Annotated in this window: 15 protein-coding genes; 7 read left to right on the top strand and 8 right to left on the bottom strand. The window is 66.6% G+C overall.

Going from position 1 to position 17,707, the window contains the following annotated elements; translation table 11 throughout:
- Positions 1 to 615 (bottom strand): hypothetical protein (locus AC1DW3_RS13485; protein ID WP_477931830.1); only part of this gene is annotated, 615 nt, incomplete at its 3' end.
- A 352-nt stretch (positions 616 to 967) separates the two neighbouring features.
- Entirely contained in the window at positions 968 to 1,435 is a 468-nt protein-coding gene (locus AC1DW3_RS13490) for a hypothetical protein (protein WP_477931831.1), read from the bottom strand.
- Positions 1,436 to 1,566: 131 nt separating this feature from the next.
- On the opposite strand from AC1DW3_RS13490, the gene AC1DW3_RS13495 reads away from it, so the two are divergent.
- Both AC1DW3_RS13495 and AC1DW3_RS13500 read left to right on the top strand, forming a co-directional pair.
- Positions 1,567 to 2,517 carry an ABC transporter substrate binding protein gene (locus tag AC1DW3_RS13495; protein WP_477931832.1) on the top strand — a complete coding sequence of 317 codons (951 nt, stop codon included), beginning with the start codon at positions 1,567 to 1,569 and terminating at the stop codon, positions 2,515 to 2,517.
- Entirely contained in the window at positions 2,514 to 4,868 is a 2,355-nt protein-coding gene (locus AC1DW3_RS13500; RefSeq protein ID WP_477931833.1) for a hybrid sensor histidine kinase/response regulator, read from the top strand. Before AC1DW3_RS13495 ends, AC1DW3_RS13500 begins: the two co-directional genes overlap by 4 nt.
- A gap of 2 nt (positions 4,869 to 4,870) precedes the next feature.
- Here the strand turns inward: AC1DW3_RS13500 and AC1DW3_RS13505 are convergent, their stop codons facing one another.
- Positions 4,871 to 5,605 (bottom strand): response regulator, encoded by a 735-nt coding sequence (locus tag AC1DW3_RS13505; protein ID WP_477931834.1) that lies wholly within the window; start codon positions 5,603 to 5,605, stop codon positions 4,871 to 4,873.
- Positions 5,606 to 5,893: 288 nt separating this feature from the next.
- Here AC1DW3_RS13505 and AC1DW3_RS13510 point away from each other — a divergent pair, with 288 nt between their 5' ends.
- Positions 5,894 to 6,538: a helix-turn-helix transcriptional regulator gene (locus tag AC1DW3_RS13510; RefSeq protein ID WP_477931835.1), complete on the top strand. Its 645-nt coding sequence runs from the start codon at positions 5,894 to 5,896 to the stop codon at positions 6,536 to 6,538.
- Between the two features lie 96 nt (positions 6,539 to 6,634).
- On the opposite strand, the gene hslU is transcribed toward AC1DW3_RS13510, so the two are convergent.
- The 5 genes from hslU to AC1DW3_RS13535 all read right to left on the bottom strand — a co-directional run bounded on the left by hslU (position 6,635) and on the right by AC1DW3_RS13535 (position 12,175).
- Positions 6,635 to 7,948, bottom strand: a complete 1,314-nt coding sequence (hslU, locus tag AC1DW3_RS13515; protein ID WP_477931836.1) for an ATP-dependent protease ATPase subunit HslU — start codon at positions 7,946 to 7,948, stop codon at positions 6,635 to 6,637.
- Positions 7,945 to 8,511, bottom strand: coding sequence for an ATP-dependent protease subunit HslV (gene hslV / locus AC1DW3_RS13520; protein WP_477931837.1), 567 nt, complete (start codon positions 8,509 to 8,511; stop codon positions 7,945 to 7,947). Before hslV ends, hslU begins: the two co-directional genes overlap by 4 nt.
- A 42-nt stretch (positions 8,512 to 8,553) precedes the next feature.
- Complete coding sequence (locus AC1DW3_RS13525) at positions 8,554 to 10,305, bottom strand: hypothetical protein (protein ID WP_477931838.1); 1,752 nt, start codon at positions 10,303 to 10,305, stop codon at positions 8,554 to 8,556.
- Between the two features lie 18 nt (positions 10,306 to 10,323).
- Complete coding sequence (gene dksA / locus AC1DW3_RS13530) at positions 10,324 to 10,989, bottom strand: RNA polymerase-binding protein DksA (RefSeq protein WP_477931839.1); 666 nt, start codon at positions 10,987 to 10,989, stop codon at positions 10,324 to 10,326.
- Between the two features lie 130 nt (positions 10,990 to 11,119).
- Complete coding sequence (locus AC1DW3_RS13535; RefSeq protein WP_477931840.1) at positions 11,120 to 12,175, bottom strand: CobW family GTP-binding protein; 1,056 nt, start codon at positions 12,173 to 12,175, stop codon at positions 11,120 to 11,122.
- Between the two features lie 115 nt (positions 12,176 to 12,290).
- On the opposite strand from AC1DW3_RS13535, the gene AC1DW3_RS13540 reads away from it, so the two are divergent.
- From AC1DW3_RS13540 to glyS, 4 genes are read left to right on the top strand one after another with little or no spacing between them, the layout of a single operon-like run.
- Positions 12,291 to 13,172, top strand: coding sequence for an HlyC/CorC family transporter (locus AC1DW3_RS13540; RefSeq protein WP_477931841.1), 882 nt, complete (start codon positions 12,291 to 12,293; stop codon positions 13,170 to 13,172).
- Complete coding sequence (lnt, locus tag AC1DW3_RS13545) at positions 13,169 to 14,611, top strand: apolipoprotein N-acyltransferase (protein ID WP_477931842.1); 1,443 nt, start codon at positions 13,169 to 13,171, stop codon at positions 14,609 to 14,611. Before AC1DW3_RS13540 ends, lnt begins: the two co-directional genes overlap by 4 nt.
- Before the next feature lie 29 nt (positions 14,612 to 14,640).
- Entirely contained in the window at positions 14,641 to 15,573 is a 933-nt protein-coding gene (gene glyQ, locus AC1DW3_RS13550) for a glycine--tRNA ligase subunit alpha (protein WP_477931843.1), read from the top strand.
- Positions 15,573 to 17,705, top strand: coding sequence for a glycine--tRNA ligase subunit beta (glyS, locus tag AC1DW3_RS13555; protein ID WP_477931844.1), 2,133 nt, complete (start codon positions 15,573 to 15,575; stop codon positions 17,703 to 17,705). Before glyQ ends, glyS begins: the two co-directional genes overlap by 1 nt.
- Positions 17,706 to 17,707: the final 2 nt, after the last annotated feature.

Below are 17,707 nucleotides of genomic sequence, written 5' to 3' on the forward strand. Positions count from 1 at the left end.
GGCGTGGCCCAGGCGGCCCGCCTCGTCCAGCAGCAGCACCTCGGCGGGCTCTGGCGCGGCCTCCCAGCGCTCGGGCTCGCAGCGCGGCGCGACGTCGCGCGACAGGGCCTGGGCCAGGTGGGGCAGCAGCGACAGCAGCCGGGTCTCTTCGGCGGCCGTGAAGCAGGGCTCACCCGGCCCGCGGTAGAGCACCAATGAGCCCAGGGGCTGGCCGCCGCGCGAGCGCACGATGAGCTCGACGCGGTAGCGGAAGCCCTGGGGCCGCCAGATCTCGGCATACAGGGCCGAGCCGAGGAAGCGCGCCGTGTCCAGCTGCGTGGCGCTGTTGAGCACGGCTCCGGAGCCGAGTGCCTGGGCGAAGGAGGGCATGGCCTCGGCCTCGCGCTTGTTGTGGAACTCGTCGAAATAGAGCCTGGCGACGGCCTCATCCACCGGCCCCTCGATGCAGTAGCGCGTCAGGGCGCCATCGCCGTCACACCAGTCGAACAGGTTGCGGCTGGACGGCACGAAGGCGTGCAGCTCCGCGAGCAGCGTCGGCATGACGAGAGGTGTGGGCAGGCCCAATGCACACAGCTCGCGCAGGCGGATCAGCTCGCGGGACTTCTTCGGCGTCATGCGTCGATTCTCGTGAGCCAGCGGCGCAAGCGGCTCACCAGTCTTGGGGATGCCGCGCGAGGACCGGCCCGGCATCGTGCGCCCTCGCCAAGGCACGCGAGCTATTCGGCCAGCGGTGGGGCAGCCTGGTTCGACGCGTTCAGCTTCTCGGCGGATGGCGACGCGGTGTTTCAGGCGCAGGTGGTGCCGGAGTCGGCGGGCGGGGACGGGGGTGCTATTGGCGATGGGACTCTGAGGATTCGGGACGGCTACACAGAAAACGCGGCCCAGCAACTAAGCCCCAGAAATAGCTAACGCCCGCGACACGATCGAGGTCGATGTTTGCAGGCGTGAAAACCAACCGGTGGGCTAGTCAGGTGATGTGCCCGATCAGCCAAAGCCCCATCGCGTCGTTGGTCCAATCAACGCCTTCGTCGGTTGCAGTGCTGGCCAGCCATGCCAACGCATCGGCACGGGAAGCGAATTGCTTGGACAGCGTCAACGAGTGGTCAGGATCGTTTGTCTGCCCTCGACGTGAAGGTCCTTCGAGCCGCCATCCGGTCGCCCCCGACACATTTGCGAGCGCGCCAAGGAGTGGCGATGGCGCAGGATCTGCAAAGCGGCAAGCCCAGGCAGTGGAGCCATTGCTATCAGGCGAACAACAAGGGCACTGGCCCAGCACACCAACAGACGCTGTTGGACTCGGCGTGGGCGGCGTGGGGACGTTGGCGATCGTCGCAAACGCATATTGATTGGAGCTGGTTCCAGACGGTTCCGTTGCCAATTCCGCCAGGCGAGCGAACGGCCCCACCAAATCGGCCTGCACGTCCTTGAGTTTCATCCAGCAATAGCTCTCAGCCATGTTCTAGACCTCCACAAAATTGTGTTTACTCTCCATACGAGAGGATGGCTAGGATGTCAGCGATGAGGAGGCCAAGCAATAGAACTTTGGTACTAGTCCTTGCTGCGTTTGTGGTGGTTTCGATCTGCGCGGGCTTGTCCGTATTGCGAAGCCCGTCAGACGGCGAGGCGCGTTTTCCGATTCTCCTCATGGGCAGTGCCGGCGAGCCTGACTATTCGTTCTTTCAGGCGTTTCGACAGGAGCTGACTAGCCGGCATCCACAATTGGCGGCGCGAATTCAGTGGAACGCGCTGGTCGCCGTTGACGCCGACGATGAGTACATCCGTGAACTGCAACGAGCGGCACTACAGCGACCAGCCCTGATAGTGGCGCGCAACGGATTTCAGGCCGAGCTCGCGCACCGCTTTGCACCTGAGATCAGCCTTGTTTTTTCGTCGTACACCGACCCACGCAAACTCGGTGTCGTCTCTAGTTTGACCAGTCGAAATGAGCGTGCCACCGGCTTGTGGATCGACGACGAAATGGACGCCAAGCGGATCGAGGTCTTGCTGGACGCTTACCCAACCTTGCGACACGTGGGCTTGATTGCCGACCAGTACTGGTGGCAAGGTGTAGGCGATGGCACAAACCGCCTGCAGTCAATGGCGCTGGAACGCGGGGTGGAGCTGTCGCTGGTGCAAGTCGAGTCGGTGGAAGAAGCTTTGCGCAGCATCGACTCGCCTCAAGCGCGACACATCCAGGCCTGGTGCCTGCCGCGAACGCTACTGAGCGTAGACGGCAGACTGGTGCGTCATCTCGCAGCGCAGGGGAAGCCTGTAATGGTCGCCCATACGCCAGACATTCACATCGGGGCACATCTGTCCTACGCGCAAGACAAGCGCTTCGCCATGCCAGCCCTGGTCGACCTTGCAGCCAGGATTGCCTATGGTGAGCCCGCCGAATCCATTCCGATCCAAACGCCTCAGCGCTATCAGTTGGCCGTGCGCATCTCCGCAGATCGAAGACTGCCACCATTGGATGCTGACGTGATCCGCCGTGCAGACGTAGTGATCCGCCCATGAATACCGACCTCGACGCTCCGCGCTGGTTGTCGCCACTGGCGCGTCGTTACGCGCTGCGACTTTGTGGCTTGACCTTGCTGATGCTGCTGGCGTCAGGCGCTATCGAAATGGTCTTCAGCTATCGCGAATCGCGCGAGCACATCACCCAGATTCAGGCGGTGCAGGCGGAGAGCGCCGCGCGCGAGATTCGTGTGTACTTGGAAACCATCGAAGCTGGGTTGCGAGACGTTGCCAAGATGCCCTGGGGCCAACCGGACTTTGGCCCTCGACAGCGTCGTGAGGAGTTCTATCGGCTGATGCAACTGGTACCCGCCATCGTTGAGCTGCAGGCCGTCGATGCCGACGGCAAAGAACGCATCTGGGTGTCACGCAGCGAGCCTGTGCGTCAGGACTCGGACCGGCGCATCGAGGAGCCCGATCTCGCCATCGTCTCCGAGCGCGAACCGGTGCGGCACGGCCGGACATTCTTCTCAGCTGGTCAAGCACCCCAGTTGCGGATCTCGGCCTTTGATGGCGCGGGAGCAATCATCGGCTTGGTCGACTTGCGCCTGCTTGGCGAGATCGTCAGTCGCATGGGCACGACAAACAGCGGGCAGGCCTACATCGTGGATGAAGGCGGGCATCTAGTTGCTCATACTCACCCAACGGAAGTGTTGCATCGCGTCAATCTAGCGCAGACTGAGCCAGTTCGAATGGCCCGCGACGCATTGAAGACTGGAGCCCGTCTGTCCGGTTTTGCCAGCACAGGCTCTGCGGGGCGACCGGTCATTGTGTCAGCCGCTGCAGTACCAGACACGGGCTGGCTGGTGTTCATGGAGCAACAGCGCCGAGAAGCACTGGAGCCTGCATTCGCTACGCTGGCTCGCACCCTGCTGCTTATGCTCGTTGGCGGGGGCGCGACAGCAGTGATCGGCCTGCTGTTTGCACGCAGCATGGCGGCACCCATCGTGGCACTGAAGCAGGCCACAGCCCGGATCGTGTCCGGCCAGCTCGATGCCGAGGTGGTGGCACCCTATGCTTCGAGGAGGCGCGATGAGGTCGAGGATCTGGCGGTCGATCTGAATCAGTTGACTCGGCGGCTGCGCGAGTTTTACGCCAGCCTCGAAGCCAAGGTCGCCGAACGCACACAAGAGCTGTCCGACGCCCGCGACGTGCTCGAAGACCGCGCCCACGAGATCGACCTGCTGAACCAGCGCCTGATGACCCAGCTCGACGAGCTGTCCCTGCGCAAGGAAGAAGCCGAACGCGCCAACACCGCCAAGACCCGCTTCCTGGCCGCGGCCAGCCACGACCTGCGCCAGCCCATGCATTCCATCAGCCTGCTGATCGGTGTGCTGCGCACCCGCCTGGCCGACCCGGCGCAGATCGACCTCGCCGACAAGGTGCAGTCCTCGGTCACCACGATGGAAAACCTGTTCGGCAACCTGCTGGACATTTCAAAACTCGACGCCGGCGCCGTGCATCCCCACATCGAGGACGTGGACCTGGGCTGGCTGCTGGAGCGCGCCGTCGAGACCTGGTTGCCGCAGGCCCAGGAGAAGGGGCTCAGCCTGCGATTGCGGCACGGCCGCTGGGTAGTACGCGGCGACGCGACGCTGCTGGAGCGCATCGTCGGCAACCTGCTCGCCAACGCCATCCGCTACACGCGCAGCGGTGGCGTGCTGGTTGGCTGCCGGCGCCGCGGCGAGCAGTGCGAACTGCAGATCTGGGACACCGGGCCGGGCATCGCGGAAGAGCACCGCGAGGCCATCTTCGAGGAGTTCTTCCGCATCGGCGCGCCCGGCACCGGCCAGGAGAAGGGCCTGGGGCTGGGCCTGTCCATCGTGCAGCGCTGCGTGCACATGCTGGGCTATTCGATCGCCGTGCAGAGCCGCGAGGGGCGGGGCTCGGTGTTCAAGGTGACGTTGCCGCTGGCGGCCGGCACCATGGCGCCGCATGCCACCAACAGCACCATGGACTCGCCGCCGCAGGCGCTGGAAGGGAATTTCATCGTCGTCATCGACGATGAAGCCACCAACCGCGAGGCCGTGCGGGACGGCCTGCTGGGCGCAGGTTGCCACGTGGTGATCGCGTCCAGCGGCGACGACGCGCTGACGCAGTTGCAGGCCCATCTGCGCACGCCCGACCTCATCCTGACCGACTTCCAGCTCGGCGCCTCGGGCGACGGCCTGGACGTGATCCGCCGGCTGCGCGCCCACTACGACGAGGAGATCCCCGCGCTGGTGGTGACTGCCAATACGGATACCCGCCTGGTGGCCGAGGCTACGGCCCTGGGCGCCGGCCTGTTGCACAAGCCGGTTGGGCTTCAGCGCCTGCTGATGGCACTCAAGGACTCGCTGGAAACGGCCTGAGGCTAGGCGTCGAAACGCAGGCCGATGCGGCCCGCAGCCACGATGGCCTGGGTGCGGGTGGTGACGTTCAGGGCCCGCAGCACGGCCGAGGTGTGGGCCTTCACGGTGCTGAGCGACAGGTCGAGCTCGCGGCCGATCAGCTTGGCGGGCTTGCCCTGCAGCAGCAGATGCAGCACTTCGGCCTGGCGGGGTGTGAGGCCCAGATCGGCAGGGCGGCGCGGCGCTATGCCCGCCGCCGGGGATTCGGGCCCCGCTGGCGAGGCGCTGAGCATGGGCGTGACGGCGGCCGAAGGCGTCGTCATCATCGTGGCCGGCGGCGTGGCCGGGGCCGGGTTGCGCGCCGCGAGGAAGACGCTCGGCGGCAGATAGATGCCCTTGGCGAGGATGAGCTTGAGCGCGCCGATCATGACGGCCGACGTCGAGCTCTTGGGGATGAAGCCCATGGCGCCAGCATCCAGGGCCGCGAGGACGGTGTCCTTGTCGTCGGCCGACGACATGACGACCACCGGCATCTCCGGATGGGCCTCGCGCAACTGCCGCACGCCCTCCAGGCCCGAGGCGCCCGGCAGGCCGAGATCGATGAGCACGAGATCGGCGGCGCCACGCTCCGCGATCACAGCGACGGCCTCCTCGCAGCTGCCGGCTTCCCAGGTTTCCAAAGGCTGCACGAGGGGGCGCAGCAGCAGGGCAATGCCCTCCCTGAACAAGGTGTGGTCGTCGACGAGCAGGACTCTCATGGGGCGCAGAAGGTTCGAGCCGATGTTAGCGAGCAATGGGCTTCTCCAACCCGATCCGGCATTGGGCTTTGGGATAGGCCTTAGTGGCAAGCCATGCTCACAAACCCTCACAACCGAGCCGCCTCTTTCACGGGCATGACGCTTTCTTCCAGCGGCAGCGCCACGGCCTCGCGATGGCGACGACCGGGCCATTTGGCCGGGCCGTGTAGATGATGTGTGAGCGGGGCTGGGCCATCAAACTTGTCAGCAAATCAACCGCTGTCATCGCCACTGCTCGGGGAGATCTTCATGCTGACCGCCCTTCAAACCAACACCACCAATCCTCGCATTCAGGCGGGCTACACGCCGCCGGTCAACACCTGCCAGGTGCTGGCCGCCCTGCCCCAGCCGATGTTGGTCGTGCGGCCGGACCGGCGCCTGCTGTTCCGCAATCGCAGTGCCGAGGGCTTGCTGCGTGACCGGCGCGTCGACGTGAGCGCCGACCACCTGATGCAGGTCGGCCAGCTCGACGCCCAGCGGCTGGAATCGCCACTGCGCCTGGCCCAGRCGGGCTCGGCCTCCCATGTCGGCCTTTGGTTTGCACCGCAGATCAGCACCGGCTGGCTGCACTGCATGCCCCTGCCCGAAGATTTCACCGCCAGCACCGGCTGGCCGATGGAGGCCGTCCTGCTGGTCATCCACCTCGACCAGCCCGCCCTGACCCAGGCCGCCCGCATCGACGCGCTGGCGCGCCACAGCCGGCTCAGCGCCACCGAACGCCATGTGCTGATGCTGCTGGGCGACGGCATGACGGTCGAGATCGCCGCGACTCATCTCGGCCTGTGCCTGTCGACGCTGCGCAGCCATGTGCGCAACCTGCTCGGCAAGACGCAGGCGTCCACGCTGATGCAACTGCTGCGCTGGGTGGGCAGCGGCCAGGCGCTGCCGCATTAGCCCACCCCCTACGGCCTAACGGCCGCCCCCTCAAGGAGGCACTGCCAGTGGCCCGGCAAAGCCGGTTCCACGGCAGTCACTCGGTAATCCCAATCCCTAAAGAATGAAGCGCGACAGGTCTTCGTTCGCCGCCAACGCCTCCAGCTTGGCGTTCACCGCCGCCGCGTCGATCGTCACCGTCTGACCCGCGTTGTGCGGCGCATCGAAGCTGATCTCGTCGAGCAGCCTCTCCATCACCGTCGCCAGGCGCCGTGCACCGATGTTCTCGGTGCGCTCGTTGACCTCGAAGGCGATCTCGGCCAGGCGGCGGATGGCACCGGGCTGCAGGTCCAGCGTGACGCCTTCGGTGGCCAGCAAGGCCTGGTACTGCTTGACCAGGCTGGCGTGGGTGCTCGTCAGGATGGCCTCGAAGTCGGCCACGGACAGCGAATCCAGCTCGACGCGGATGGGCAGGCGGCCCTGCAGTTCGGGGATGAGGTCGCTGGGCTTGGCGAGATGGAAGGCACCGCTGGCGATGAAGAGGATGTGATCGGTCCGCACCATGCCGTACTTGGTCGACACCGTCGTGCCCTCCACCAGGGGCAGCAGGTCGCGCTGCACGCCCTGGCGCGACACCTCCGCGCCGCCGTGCTCATTGCGCGAGGCGACCTTGTCGATCTCGTCGATGAAGACGATGCCCATCTCCTGGGCATTGGTCAGCGCCGCCGCGCGGATCTCTTCCTCGTTGACGAGCTTGGCCGCCTCTTCGTCGACCAGCAGCTTCATCGCCTCGGCGATCTTGAGCTTGCGCGTCTTCTTCTGGTTGCCGCCGAACTGGCTGAACATGCCCTTGAGTTGCTCGGCCATGTCCTCCATGCCCGGCTGGTTGCCGAAGGGGCCCAGCACTTCCATCGTCGGCTTGGGGGCAAGCAGGTCGAGCTCGATGTCCCTGTCGTCGAGCTGGCCTTCACGCAGGCGCTTGCGCATGGTCTGGCGCGTGGCGTTGTCGGCGTCAGTGCCGGGCAGCAGCACGCCAAGGATGCGGTCCTCCGCAGCATCCTCGGCGCGGGTCTGGCAGCGGCGCATGGCCACCTCGCGCTCCTGCTTGACGGCGACTTCGACGAGATCGCGCACGATCGAGTCCACGTCCTTGCCGACATAGCCCACCTCGGTGAACTTGGTGGCCTCGACCTTGATGAAGGGCGCGCCAGCCAGCCGGGCCAGGCGGCGTGCAATCTCGGTCTTGCCGACGCCGGTCGGCCCGATCATCAGGATGTTCTTGGGCGTGATCTCGCCGCGCAGCTTCTCGTCGACCTGCTGGCGGCGCCAGCGGTTGCGCATCGCGATGGCGACGGCGCGCTTGGCAGCGTTCTGGCCGACGATGTGGCGGTCCAGCTCAGAGACGATCTCTTGTGGCGTCATGGAACTCATTCCAGAACCTCCAGCGTGTGGTTCTGGTTGGTGTAGATGCAGATCTCGCCGGCGATCTCCAGCGACTTCTTGACGATGTCCGCGGCGCTCAACTCGGTGTGCGCCAGCAGCGCCTTGGCCGCGGCCTGGGCATAGGCGCCGCCGGAGCCGATGGCGACGATGCCCTGCTCGGGCTCCAGCACGTCGCCATTGCCGGTGATGATGAGGGAGGCCGTCTTGTCGGCCACGGCCAGCATGGCTTCCAGGCGGCGCAGCACGCGGTCGGTGCGCCAGTCGCGCGTCAGCTCGACGGCGGCGCGCACGAGATGCCCCTGGTGCTTCTCGAGCTTGGCTTCGAAGCGCTCGAACAGCGTGAAGGCGTCGGACGTCGCACCGGCAAAGCCTGCCAGGACCTGGTCGCGATAGAGCTTGCGCACCTTGCGCGCGCTGGCCTTGACGATGGTGTTGCCCAGCGTCACCTGGCCGTCGCCACCGATGGCGACCTGCCAGCCGGTGGGTGTCTGGCGACGCACGGAAACGATGGTGGTGCCGTGATAGACGGCGGAAGAGGAATCAGAAGACATAGCCGTTCCAGTTGAGGTCCGGCCCGAGTTTCGCAAGGCCGGTCAGTTGATTCTGACCTTCACCTTGGCGTGCTCGTTGATCCCCATGGCGCCGAAGAACAGCGCGACGAGCCGGTGGGCGTCGTTGAAGACGACCATGCGGTTCTCGCTGCGGCGCTGCAGCACCCAGTTCAGCAGATCGCCGGCGGCCATGAAGTCCAGGCGGATCAGCTTGGTGCAGGAGATGTTGATGATGCTCGCGTCTCCGACCTCGCCGGACAGCGCGCGCAGGTTGTCGGAAATGTCGCCGCTCATCTGGCCCATCAGCTCGAGCATGGCCAGGCTGACCTCGGAGACGCTGGTGTCGAGGAAGGTCGACTGCGCCTCGCTCTGCATCGTGCTCGTGGCCGGGCTGTTCGTCGACGAGCCTTCGCCGCCGATGCGCACGCGGCATTTGGCGCGCTCCCACGACGGTGGCGAGACCTCGTAGGTCACGCAGTAGTCGATGGCGGCCTCGTCGAACTGGTCGGGCCGGTTGGCCAGGCGCAGGGCTTCCAGGCGCAGCATCCACATTGCCGGGTCGGTGTCGCGCTCGCCGACCGGGGCCAGTTCCTTGAGCTGGTTCAGGAAGCGGTCGCCCCCCACCCAGCGCTGGTCGACCTGCTGCTGGGCCCAGGCGCGGAACAGCTGGCGCATCTGGATGGCCGCCTCGATCTCGATGTCTTCCAGCGTGCCCCAGTCGAAGACCCAGGGCATGGGCAGGGTCTCGCTGCGCTTTTGCAGCAGGGCCACGTCCTCGGCCCTCACCGTCGAGGGCGCCGTCCAGCTCACCTGGCTGGCCTTGGCCATGGGCGAGCGGTTGGCCTGGCGCGTCGATTCGGCCACCAGCTTGGGCATGGAGAACCACTGCGGCGCCGACAGGCCGAACTGCTGGGCGTACTCGACGGCCAGCGCCTCGAACTTGCCCTGGGCACCGGTGGCGCGGTAGTGGTCGAACAGCACCAGCCAGGTTTCGCCGTGCAGATTGCGGCTGCCGCCCGGGCGCACCAGTTCGGTCAGCGCGCGCTCGCTGTTCTCGTAGTCGGCGTTGGCGAAGGCGATGACGGCCTCATCGAGCTCGGGGTCGTGCACGACCTCCTGCACCTCGACATCGGGCGTGGACTCGGCCAGCGTGAAGGACAGCGGCATGTCCAGCGGCGGCAGGTCGGGCAGGCGGCTGGGCGGCGAGTCGGACAGCGGCGGGATGGCCGCGCCCATGGTCACCGCGGCGGGTGGCGTCGGGGCCTGCAGCCGCTCCACCTCGCGTGCCGTGGAGAACTCGCTGACGCGGCCGCCATCGGCAGGCGGCGGCGCGGCCACGGTGGACGAGAAGGCCACGGGCCGCGTGCTGGTGTCGAAAAAACCGGGCTGCTGCTTGGGCACGGCCTGCGTCGTCGCAAAGCTCTCGCCCACCATCTGCTGCTCGATCTCGTCGATCTTGGCCTTCACGCCGAGATCGATCTTGGAGTTGGGCTCGCTGATGCGCTCGTCGTCGCCCAGTCGCGACGGCGACGCCGCCAGGGCTGCGAGCTGCTCGGGCGTCAGGCCCTCGCGGCGGATGCGGCGCAGCATGTCGAGCTCGCGCTTGCGCACGAAGTCATTGCGGCGCTTGCGCTCCACCATCGCGCGCAGTTCGGCCTTGGCGAGGTCGCCCTCGGGGTCGTCCTGGCGCGAATTGATCTCGGACCAGTCCGTCGTGGGGTTGGCCACGAAGCGCGCAACCTTGCGGAAGAAGCTGTCGCCTTCCTTCGGGTCTGCGGGCTTGGATTCGGACATGGTCACTTGGCTAGGGTATCAGTCCCCGAACATCTTTTGCTTGAGCTCGCGGCGCTGCTGCGCTTCGAGCGACAGCGTGGCGGTCGGGCGGGCGATCAGTCGGCCGAGGCCGATGGGTTCGCCAGTCTCGTCGCAATAGCCGTACTCGCCACTGTCCAAACGTGCGATGGATTGCACGATCTTCTTGAGAAGCTTGCGCTCGCGGTCGCGGGTGCGCAGTTCCAGGGCGTGCTCTTCCTCGATCGTGGCGCGGTCGGCCGGATCGGGGACGATGGTCGTGTCCTCGCGCAGATGCTCGGTCGTCTCGCCCGCGTTGGACAACACGCCGTCCTTCAGCTCGGTGAGCTTGGCGCGGAAGAACTCGATCTGCTTGGCATTCATGTACTCCGAGTCCGGCATGGCCAGAACCTCGGCGTCACTCAGCTCGGCGCCCGATTTGCTCTTCCAGGCGTTCACCAACTTGGGGTCGCCCTTGGCGGCCACGCGCGGCGCGGCCTCGTCGACCTGGTTGGCGCTGCGCGAGGGCGGTTTTGGCGGGGCGAAGCGATCGGCAAAGCGATTCGCAGGTGCGGGCGCTTCCAACATCGCCACGTCGGCGCCGATATCGGTCTTCTTTGCACCCTTGGATGCGGTTTTTGGGGCCGGGGTCTTGCTCACTGTCTTCTCCTCGCTCAGGGCGTGCATCGGCGCGGTGTCAGACCTTGATCCCACTGCTTTTCAGCCGGCTGCCCAATTTTGAGCGCGGCGGATTGTAGCCACAGGGATTCGTCGGTCCTCACCCCCCGGAAACGGTGCTCCGGGGGACAAAAAAACATCACGCCAAACAGCCTTCCAAGCCTTGCATCAAAACCTCTTTGGGCAGGTCGATACCAATGAACACCATCTTGCTCTGCTTTTTCTCGCCGGGCATCCAACGCGGGCCGAGATCGGAGCCCATCATCTGATGGACACCCTGGAAGATGACCTTCTTCTCCGTGCCTTTCATGTGTAGGACACCCTTGTATCTGAGCATCTTGGGGCCATAAACCTGCACGATGGCACCAAGGAAATCCTCCAGCTTGGCCGGATTGAAGGGCTTGTCCGAGCGGAAGACGAAGCTCTTCACGTCGTCGTCGTGGGCATGGTGGTGGGGGTGGTCGCAGTGCTCGCCATGTTCATGATCGTGGTGATCGTGATCATGATGATGGTGGCCATGGTCGTCCGCCTTGAGGAAATCGGGGTCGATCTCCAGCTTGGCGTTCAGATTGAAGCCGCGCAGGTCGAACACCTTGGACAGGGCCACCTCGCCGAAATGGGCGGTCTGGATGGGCGCCCGCGGGTTCATGTGCTTGATGCGGTGCACCAGGGCCTCGACGGCCGCCGGCTCGGCCAGGTCGCTCTTGCTGATGAAGATCTGGTCGGCAAAACCGACCTGCATGCGGGCTTCCTGGCGGGAATTGAGCTGCTCGTCGGCGTGCTTGGCGTCCACCAGCGTCAGCACCGAGTCCAGCAGATAGCTCTCGGCGATCTCGTCGTCCATGAAGAAGGTCTGGGCGACCGGGCCGGGGTCGGCCAGGCCGGTGGTCTCGATGACGACGCGCTCGAAGTCCAGCTCGCCCTTGCGGCGCTTGGCCGCCAGGTCGCTCAGCGTCGTGCGCAGATCCTCGCGGATGGTGCAGCAGACGCAGCCATTGTTCATCTGGATGATCTGCTCGTTGGTGTCCGACACCAGGATGTCGTTGTCGATGTTCTCTTCGCCGAACTCGTTCTCGATGACGGCGATCTTCTGGCCGTGGGCCTCGGTCAGCACGCGCTTGAGCAGCGTGGTTTTGCCGGCGCCGAGGAAGCCGGTCAGGATGGTGGCGGGAATGAGGCCTTGGGGCTTGGACATGATGGAGGACCGTTTTCTCGAAGGCAGCAGATATGGGGGCTAGGGGGCCCGAAACAAGGGGCTTGTCAAACCAATCGGCTATTCTGTCCCTTCCGCAATATCCTGACAGCTCCCCTTGAGCGAACCGCATTCAGGCAGGCCCCCAGTTCGCGGGGCCGCCAAACACCCGCCCGAGGCCCGTGGCCTGCTGGAGCGCATGCTGGAGTTCCTGCACCCCGGCCCCGACTCCAAGAGCGAACTGATCGATACCCTGGCCGACGCCGAGCAGCGCGAGCTGATCGAGCCCGAGTCGCGCCAGATGCTGGAGGGCGTGCTGCGCATGGCCGAGCTGTCGGCCGGCGACGCCATGGTGGCCGCGCCGCGCATGGACCTGCTGGACATCGACGCGCCCTACGACGAACTGCTGGGCCTGGTCATCGACAGCGGTCATTCGCGCTTCCCCGTCTTTGAGGGCAGCCGCGACAACATCATGGGCATCCTGCTTGCCAAGGACCTGCTGAAGATGCAGCGTGCCCCGGAGCTGAATCTGCGCGCCTTGCTGCGCCCGCCTGTTTTCGTGCCCGAGAGCAAGGGCTTGAACGAACTGCTGCGCGACTTCCGTTCCAACCGCAACCACCTGGCCATCGTCATCGACGAGTTCGGCAACACCGCCGGCCTCATCACCATCGAAGACGTGCTGGAGGAGATCGTCGGCGAGATCGAGGACGAGTTCGACGACAAGGATGGCGAGTCCGGCATCTACACGCTGGCCGACGGCAGCCAGCGCATCGCCGGCGACGCGACCATCGCTGCCGTCAACGGCAGCTTCGGCCTGGCCTTGCCGGACAACGACTTCGACACCATCGGCGGTCTCGTCGCCCATGAGCACGGCCGCGTGCCGCGCCGCGGCGAGGTCGTGACGGTTTCGGGCCTGAACTTCGCCGTCATGCTGACCCGGGGCGGCGCCGTGCGCTGGTTCAAGGTCACGCGCGCACCCGAAGACGAGACCGAAGCGTGAAGGGCGCCAGAGCCGCGGCCATCGCGCTGGTCGCGGGCCTGCTGCACACCTGCGCCTTCGCCCCCACCGGGGCCTGGTATCTGCAGCTCATCGCGCTGGCGCTGCTGTTCGCCGTCCTCGAGAGCGCCACGCCCCGGCTGGCGGCGCGGGTCGGCGCCCTGTTCGGCTTCGGCTGGTTCGCCTCGGGCCTGTGGTGGCTGCACATCAGCATGCATCAGTTCGGCGGCATCCCCTGGCTGCTGGCCGCCTTGGCGGTGGCGCTGCTGGCGGCCATTCTGAGCGCCTATTACGCGTTGGCCCTGGGCCTGACGGCCAGGCTGGTCGCAGCGGGCCGCTGGCGGCTGCTGGCCTTGGTGCCGGCCTGGCTGCTGGCCGAGCTGGCAAGGGCGACCTGGTTCAGCGGCTTCCCGTGGATCGCCTCCGGCTATGCGCACACGGTCGGCCCGCTGGCCGGCTGGGCGCCCTGGGTGGGCGTCTACGGCATTTCCGCGCTGGCGGCACTGGCGGCGACGGGCCTCGTGCTGCTCAAGCGCGGCGCCACGGCCTGGGCCGCCGCCGCGATAGCCGTCCCCTTGGCCGGCCTGCTGCTGCCGCAGGACTTCACGACCTCCACGGGGCGCTTGGCCCTGTCCCTCGTGCAGCCCAGCATCCCGCAGGACCAGAAGTTCGACGCCGCCCGCTTCGCCACCAACCTGGAGGTGCTGGCCCGGCTCATCGAATCGGCGCGCGGCCAGGTCGTCATCACGCCCGAATCCGTCGTGCCCCTGCCGCTGGCCGAGCTGGACCGCGCGACGCTCGTGCGCCTGTCCCGCCCCGACCACCCGGCGCTGCTCGGCGCCTTCCTGGGCAATGCCGACGAAGGCTTCGTCAACTCCGTCGTCGCCCTGGGCAGCGACTACCACTACGGCAAGCGCCACCTGCTGCCCTTCGGCGAATTCATCCCGCCCGGCCTGGGCTGGTTCGTGCACGCCATGAACATCCCGCTGGACGACCAGGCCCGTGGCGACCACCAGCGGCCCTGGGCTGTCGCCGGCCAGCGCCTGCGGCCGCTGATCTGCTACGAGGATCTGTTCGGCGAGGACGTCGTTCAAAGCGCCGTCGGGCCTGACGCGGCCACCGTCTTTGTCAACGTCAGCAACCTGGCCTGGTTCGGCACCGTCATGATCCAGGACCAGCATCTGCAGTTCTCCCAGATGCGGGCGCTGGAATTCCAGCGTCCCGTCGCCCGCTCGACCAACACCGGCGCCACCGCCGTCGTCGACCATCAAGGCCACATCACGGCGCGCCTGCCGGCCCTGGCGCGCGGCGTGCTGGAGGCCGAGGTCGAAGGCCGGAGCGGCAGCACGCCCTACGCCCGCTGGCTGGCGGCGCTGGGCCTCTGGCCCCTCTGGGCCGTCGCCCTGCTTACCCTGATCGGGTTGCAGAGGGCGGCCCAATAGAATCGACCACCCCTCTTCTGCCCGAGCCCATGCTGACCTTCCAGCAAATCATCCTGACGCTTCAGGACTATTGGTCCCAACAAGGCTGCGCCCTGCTGCAGCCCTACGACATGGAAGTCGGCGCCGGCACCAGCCACACCGCCACCTTCCTGCGCGCCCTCGGCCCCGAGCCCTGGAAGGCCGGCTATGTGCAGCCCAGCCGCCGCCCCAAGGACGGCCGCTACGGCGACAACCCGAATCGCCTGCAGCACTACTACCAGTACCAGGTCGTGTTGAAGCCCGCGCCGGCCAACATCCTCGAGCTCTATCTCGGCTCGCTGGAGGCGCTGGGCTTCGACCTGAAGAAGAACGATGTGCGCTTCGTCGAGGACGATTGGGAGAACCCCACGCTCGGCTGCTGGGGCCTGGGCTGGGAGGTCTGGCTCAACGGCATGGAAGTGACGCAGTTCACCTACTTCCAGCAGGTCGGCGGCATCGACTGCAAGCCCATTACCGGCGAGATCACCTACGGGCTGGAGCGCCTGGCCATGTATCTGCAGGGCAAGGAATCGGTCTACGACCTCGTCTACACCGACGGTCTGACTTACGGCGACGTGTTCCACCAGAACGAGGTTGAGCAGTCGACCTACAACTTCGAGCACAGCGACGTGGACTTCCTGCTCGGCGCCTTTGCCGCGCACGAAAAGCAGTCCAAGCACCTGATGGAGCAGCAACTGGCCCTGCCCGCCTACGAGCAGTTGCTGAAGGCCGGCCACAGCTTCAACCTGCTGGACGCCCGCGGCGCCATCTCGGTCACCGAGCGTGCCGCCTACATCGGCCGCATCCGCAACCTGGCCCGTGCCGTGGCACAGAGCTATCTCGACAGCCGCGCGCGCCTCGGTTTCCCGATGGCGCCCAAAGCCTGGGCTGACGAAGTCGTCGCGCAGATCGAACTGAAGAACAGCAAGAAGGCGGCCGCTTGATGAATCTGCTCGTTGAACTGTTTGTCGAAGAGCTGCCTCCCAAGGCGCTGAAGAAGCTGGGCGAGTCCTTCGCCGGCGTGCTGGCCGACAGCCTGAAGGCGCAAGGCCTGGCTGGCGCCGATGCCGCCGTCACGTCCTTCGCGTCGCCGCGCCGTCTCGGCGTGCACGTCACCGGCGTCGCCAGCAAGGCCGCCGACAAGGCCGTGCAGCAGAAGCTGATGCCCGTCGCCGTCGCATTGACCGCCGACGGCCAGGCCACGCCGGCCCTGCTGAAGAAGCTGGCCTCCATCGGCGCCGGTCCCGAGGTCGTGCCGCAACTCAAGCGCCAACCCGATGGCAAGGCTGAAGCGCTGTTCTGGGACAGCCTGCAACCCGGCGCCACGCTCGCTCAAGGTTTGCAGAAGGCGCTGGACGAGACGCTCGCCAAGCTGCCCATCCCCAAGGTCATGAGCTACCAGCTCGCCGATGGCTGGACCGACGTGAAGTTCGTGCGCCCGGCCCACGGCCTGATCGCGCTGCACGGCACGGACGTCGTGCCCGTCCAGGCCCTGGGCCTGACGTCCGGCCGCACGACCAGCGGCCACCGCTTCGAGTCGGCCCAGGCCACGGTCAGCATCGAATCCGCCGACAGCTACGCGACGCAGTTGCGCGACCAGGGCGCCGTCATCGCCAGCGTCGCCGAGCGCCGCGCCGAGATCTCGCGCCAGCTCAAGGGCGCCGCCGATGCGCTGAGCCTGACGCCCATTGACGACGAAGCCCTGCTCGACGAAGTGACCGCCCTGGTCGAGCGCCCGAATGTGCTGACCTGCGCCTTCGAGGCCGAGTTCCTCACCGTGCCGCAGGAATGCCTCATCCTGACGATGAAGGCCAACCAGAAGTACTTCCCGCTGCTGGACTCGCATGGCAAGCTGACGCGCCACTTCCTGGTGGTGAGCAACATCGCCCCGGCCGACGCCAGCGCCGTCACGCAGGGCAACGAGCGCGTCGTGCGCCCGCGCCTGGCCGATGCCAAGTTTTTCTTCGACCAGGACCGCAAGAAGAAGCTCGCCGACCGCCTGCCCGGCTTGGCCAAGGTCGTCTATCACGGCAAGCTGGGCTCGCAGGGTGAGCGCGCCGAGCGCGTGCGGGCGATTGCCCACGCCATCGTCAACCAGCTCAGCATGGCGACCCTGCCCTACACCGTCGACGCCGACGACGAGTTCAAGGTGCTGGACAGCAAGGTGCAGCAGGCGGCGCAGCTCGCCAAATGCGACCTGCTGACCGACATGGTCGGCGAGTTCCCCGAGCTGCAGGGCATCATGGGCGGTTACTACGCCCGCCACGAGGGCCTGCGCGACGGCGTCGCCATCGCGATTGAAGACCACTACAAGCCGCGCTTCGCCGGCGACGCGCTGCCGCGCAACCACACCGGCACCGTCGTGGCCCTGGCCGACAAGCTGGAGACGCTGGTCGGCCTGTTCGGCATCGGCCAACTGCCCACCGGCGACAAGGACCCCTTCGCGCTGCGCCGCCATGCGCTGGGCGTCATCCGCATCCTGGTCGAGAAGAACCTGCCGCTGGACCTGCCGGCGCTGGTCGATGCCGCCGTGCCGGCTTTCGGCGAGCTCATCGACAACCCACGCGAAGCGCTGCTGTCCTTCTTTGCCGACCGCCTGGCCGTCAATCTGCGCGACCAGGGCTACAGCGCCCAGGAAGTGGACGCCGTGCTGGCCCTGAACCCCACGCGGCTTGGCGATGTGCCCAAGCGCCTGGTGGCCGTGCGTGCCTTCGCCGCGCTGGCCGAGGCCGCGTCGCTGGCCGCTGCCAACAAGCGCGTCGGCAACATCCTGAAGAAGGTCGAAGGCGAGCTGCCAACGGCCCTCAGCCAAGACCTGCTGAAGGAAGCCGCCGAACAGGCCCTGGCCCAGGCGATTGCCGAGGTCCAGCCGGCTGCTGACCTGCTGTTCGAGCAGCATGACTACACCGGCTCGCTGCAACGCCTGGCGGCGCTCAGAGGCCCGGTCGACGCCTTCTTCGACGGCGTGATGGTCAACGCCGAAGACCCGGCCTTGCGCGCCAACCGCCTGGCGCTGCTGGGCCGCCTGCACGCCGCCATGAACCGGGTCGCCGACCTGTCCCGCCTTGCCGCATAAGA

The organism is Roseateles sp. P2_H4 (assembly GCF_056403315.1).

What these genes read in the sequence shown, in the direction of transcription:
- hslU (WP_477931836.1), bottom strand. Translation starts at nt 7,948, where the DNA reads ATGAGTTCCATGACGCCACAAGAGATCGTCTCTGAGCTGGACCGCCAC.
- hslV (WP_477931837.1), bottom strand. Translation starts at nt 8,511, where the DNA reads ATGTCTTCTGATTCCTCTTCCGCCGTCTATCACGGCACCACCATCGTT.
- AC1DW3_RS13490 (WP_477931831.1), bottom strand. Translation starts at nt 1,435, where the DNA reads ATGAAACTCAAGGACGTGCAGGCCGATTTGGTGGGGCCGTTCGCTCGC.
- glyQ (WP_477931843.1), top strand. Translation starts at nt 14,641, where the DNA reads ATGCTGACCTTCCAGCAAATCATCCTGACGCTTCAGGACTATTGGTCC.
- glyS (WP_477931844.1), top strand. Translation starts at nt 15,573, where the DNA reads ATGAATCTGCTCGTTGAACTGTTTGTCGAAGAGCTGCCTCCCAAGGCG.
- AC1DW3_RS13500 (WP_477931833.1), top strand. Translation starts at nt 2,514, where the DNA reads ATGAATACCGACCTCGACGCTCCGCGCTGGTTGTCGCCACTGGCGCGT.
- AC1DW3_RS13505 (WP_477931834.1), bottom strand. Translation starts at nt 5,605, where the DNA reads ATGAGAGTCCTGCTCGTCGACGACCACACCTTGTTCAGGGAGGGCATT.
- AC1DW3_RS13525 (WP_477931838.1), bottom strand. Translation starts at nt 10,305, where the DNA reads ATGTCCGAATCCAAGCCCGCAGACCCGAAGGAAGGCGACAGCTTCTTC.
- dksA (WP_477931839.1), bottom strand. Translation starts at nt 10,989, where the DNA reads ATGCACGCCCTGAGCGAGGAGAAGACAGTGAGCAAGACCCCGGCCCCA.
- AC1DW3_RS13535 (WP_477931840.1), bottom strand. Translation starts at nt 12,175, where the DNA reads ATGTCCAAGCCCCAAGGCCTCATTCCCGCCACCATCCTGACCGGCTTC.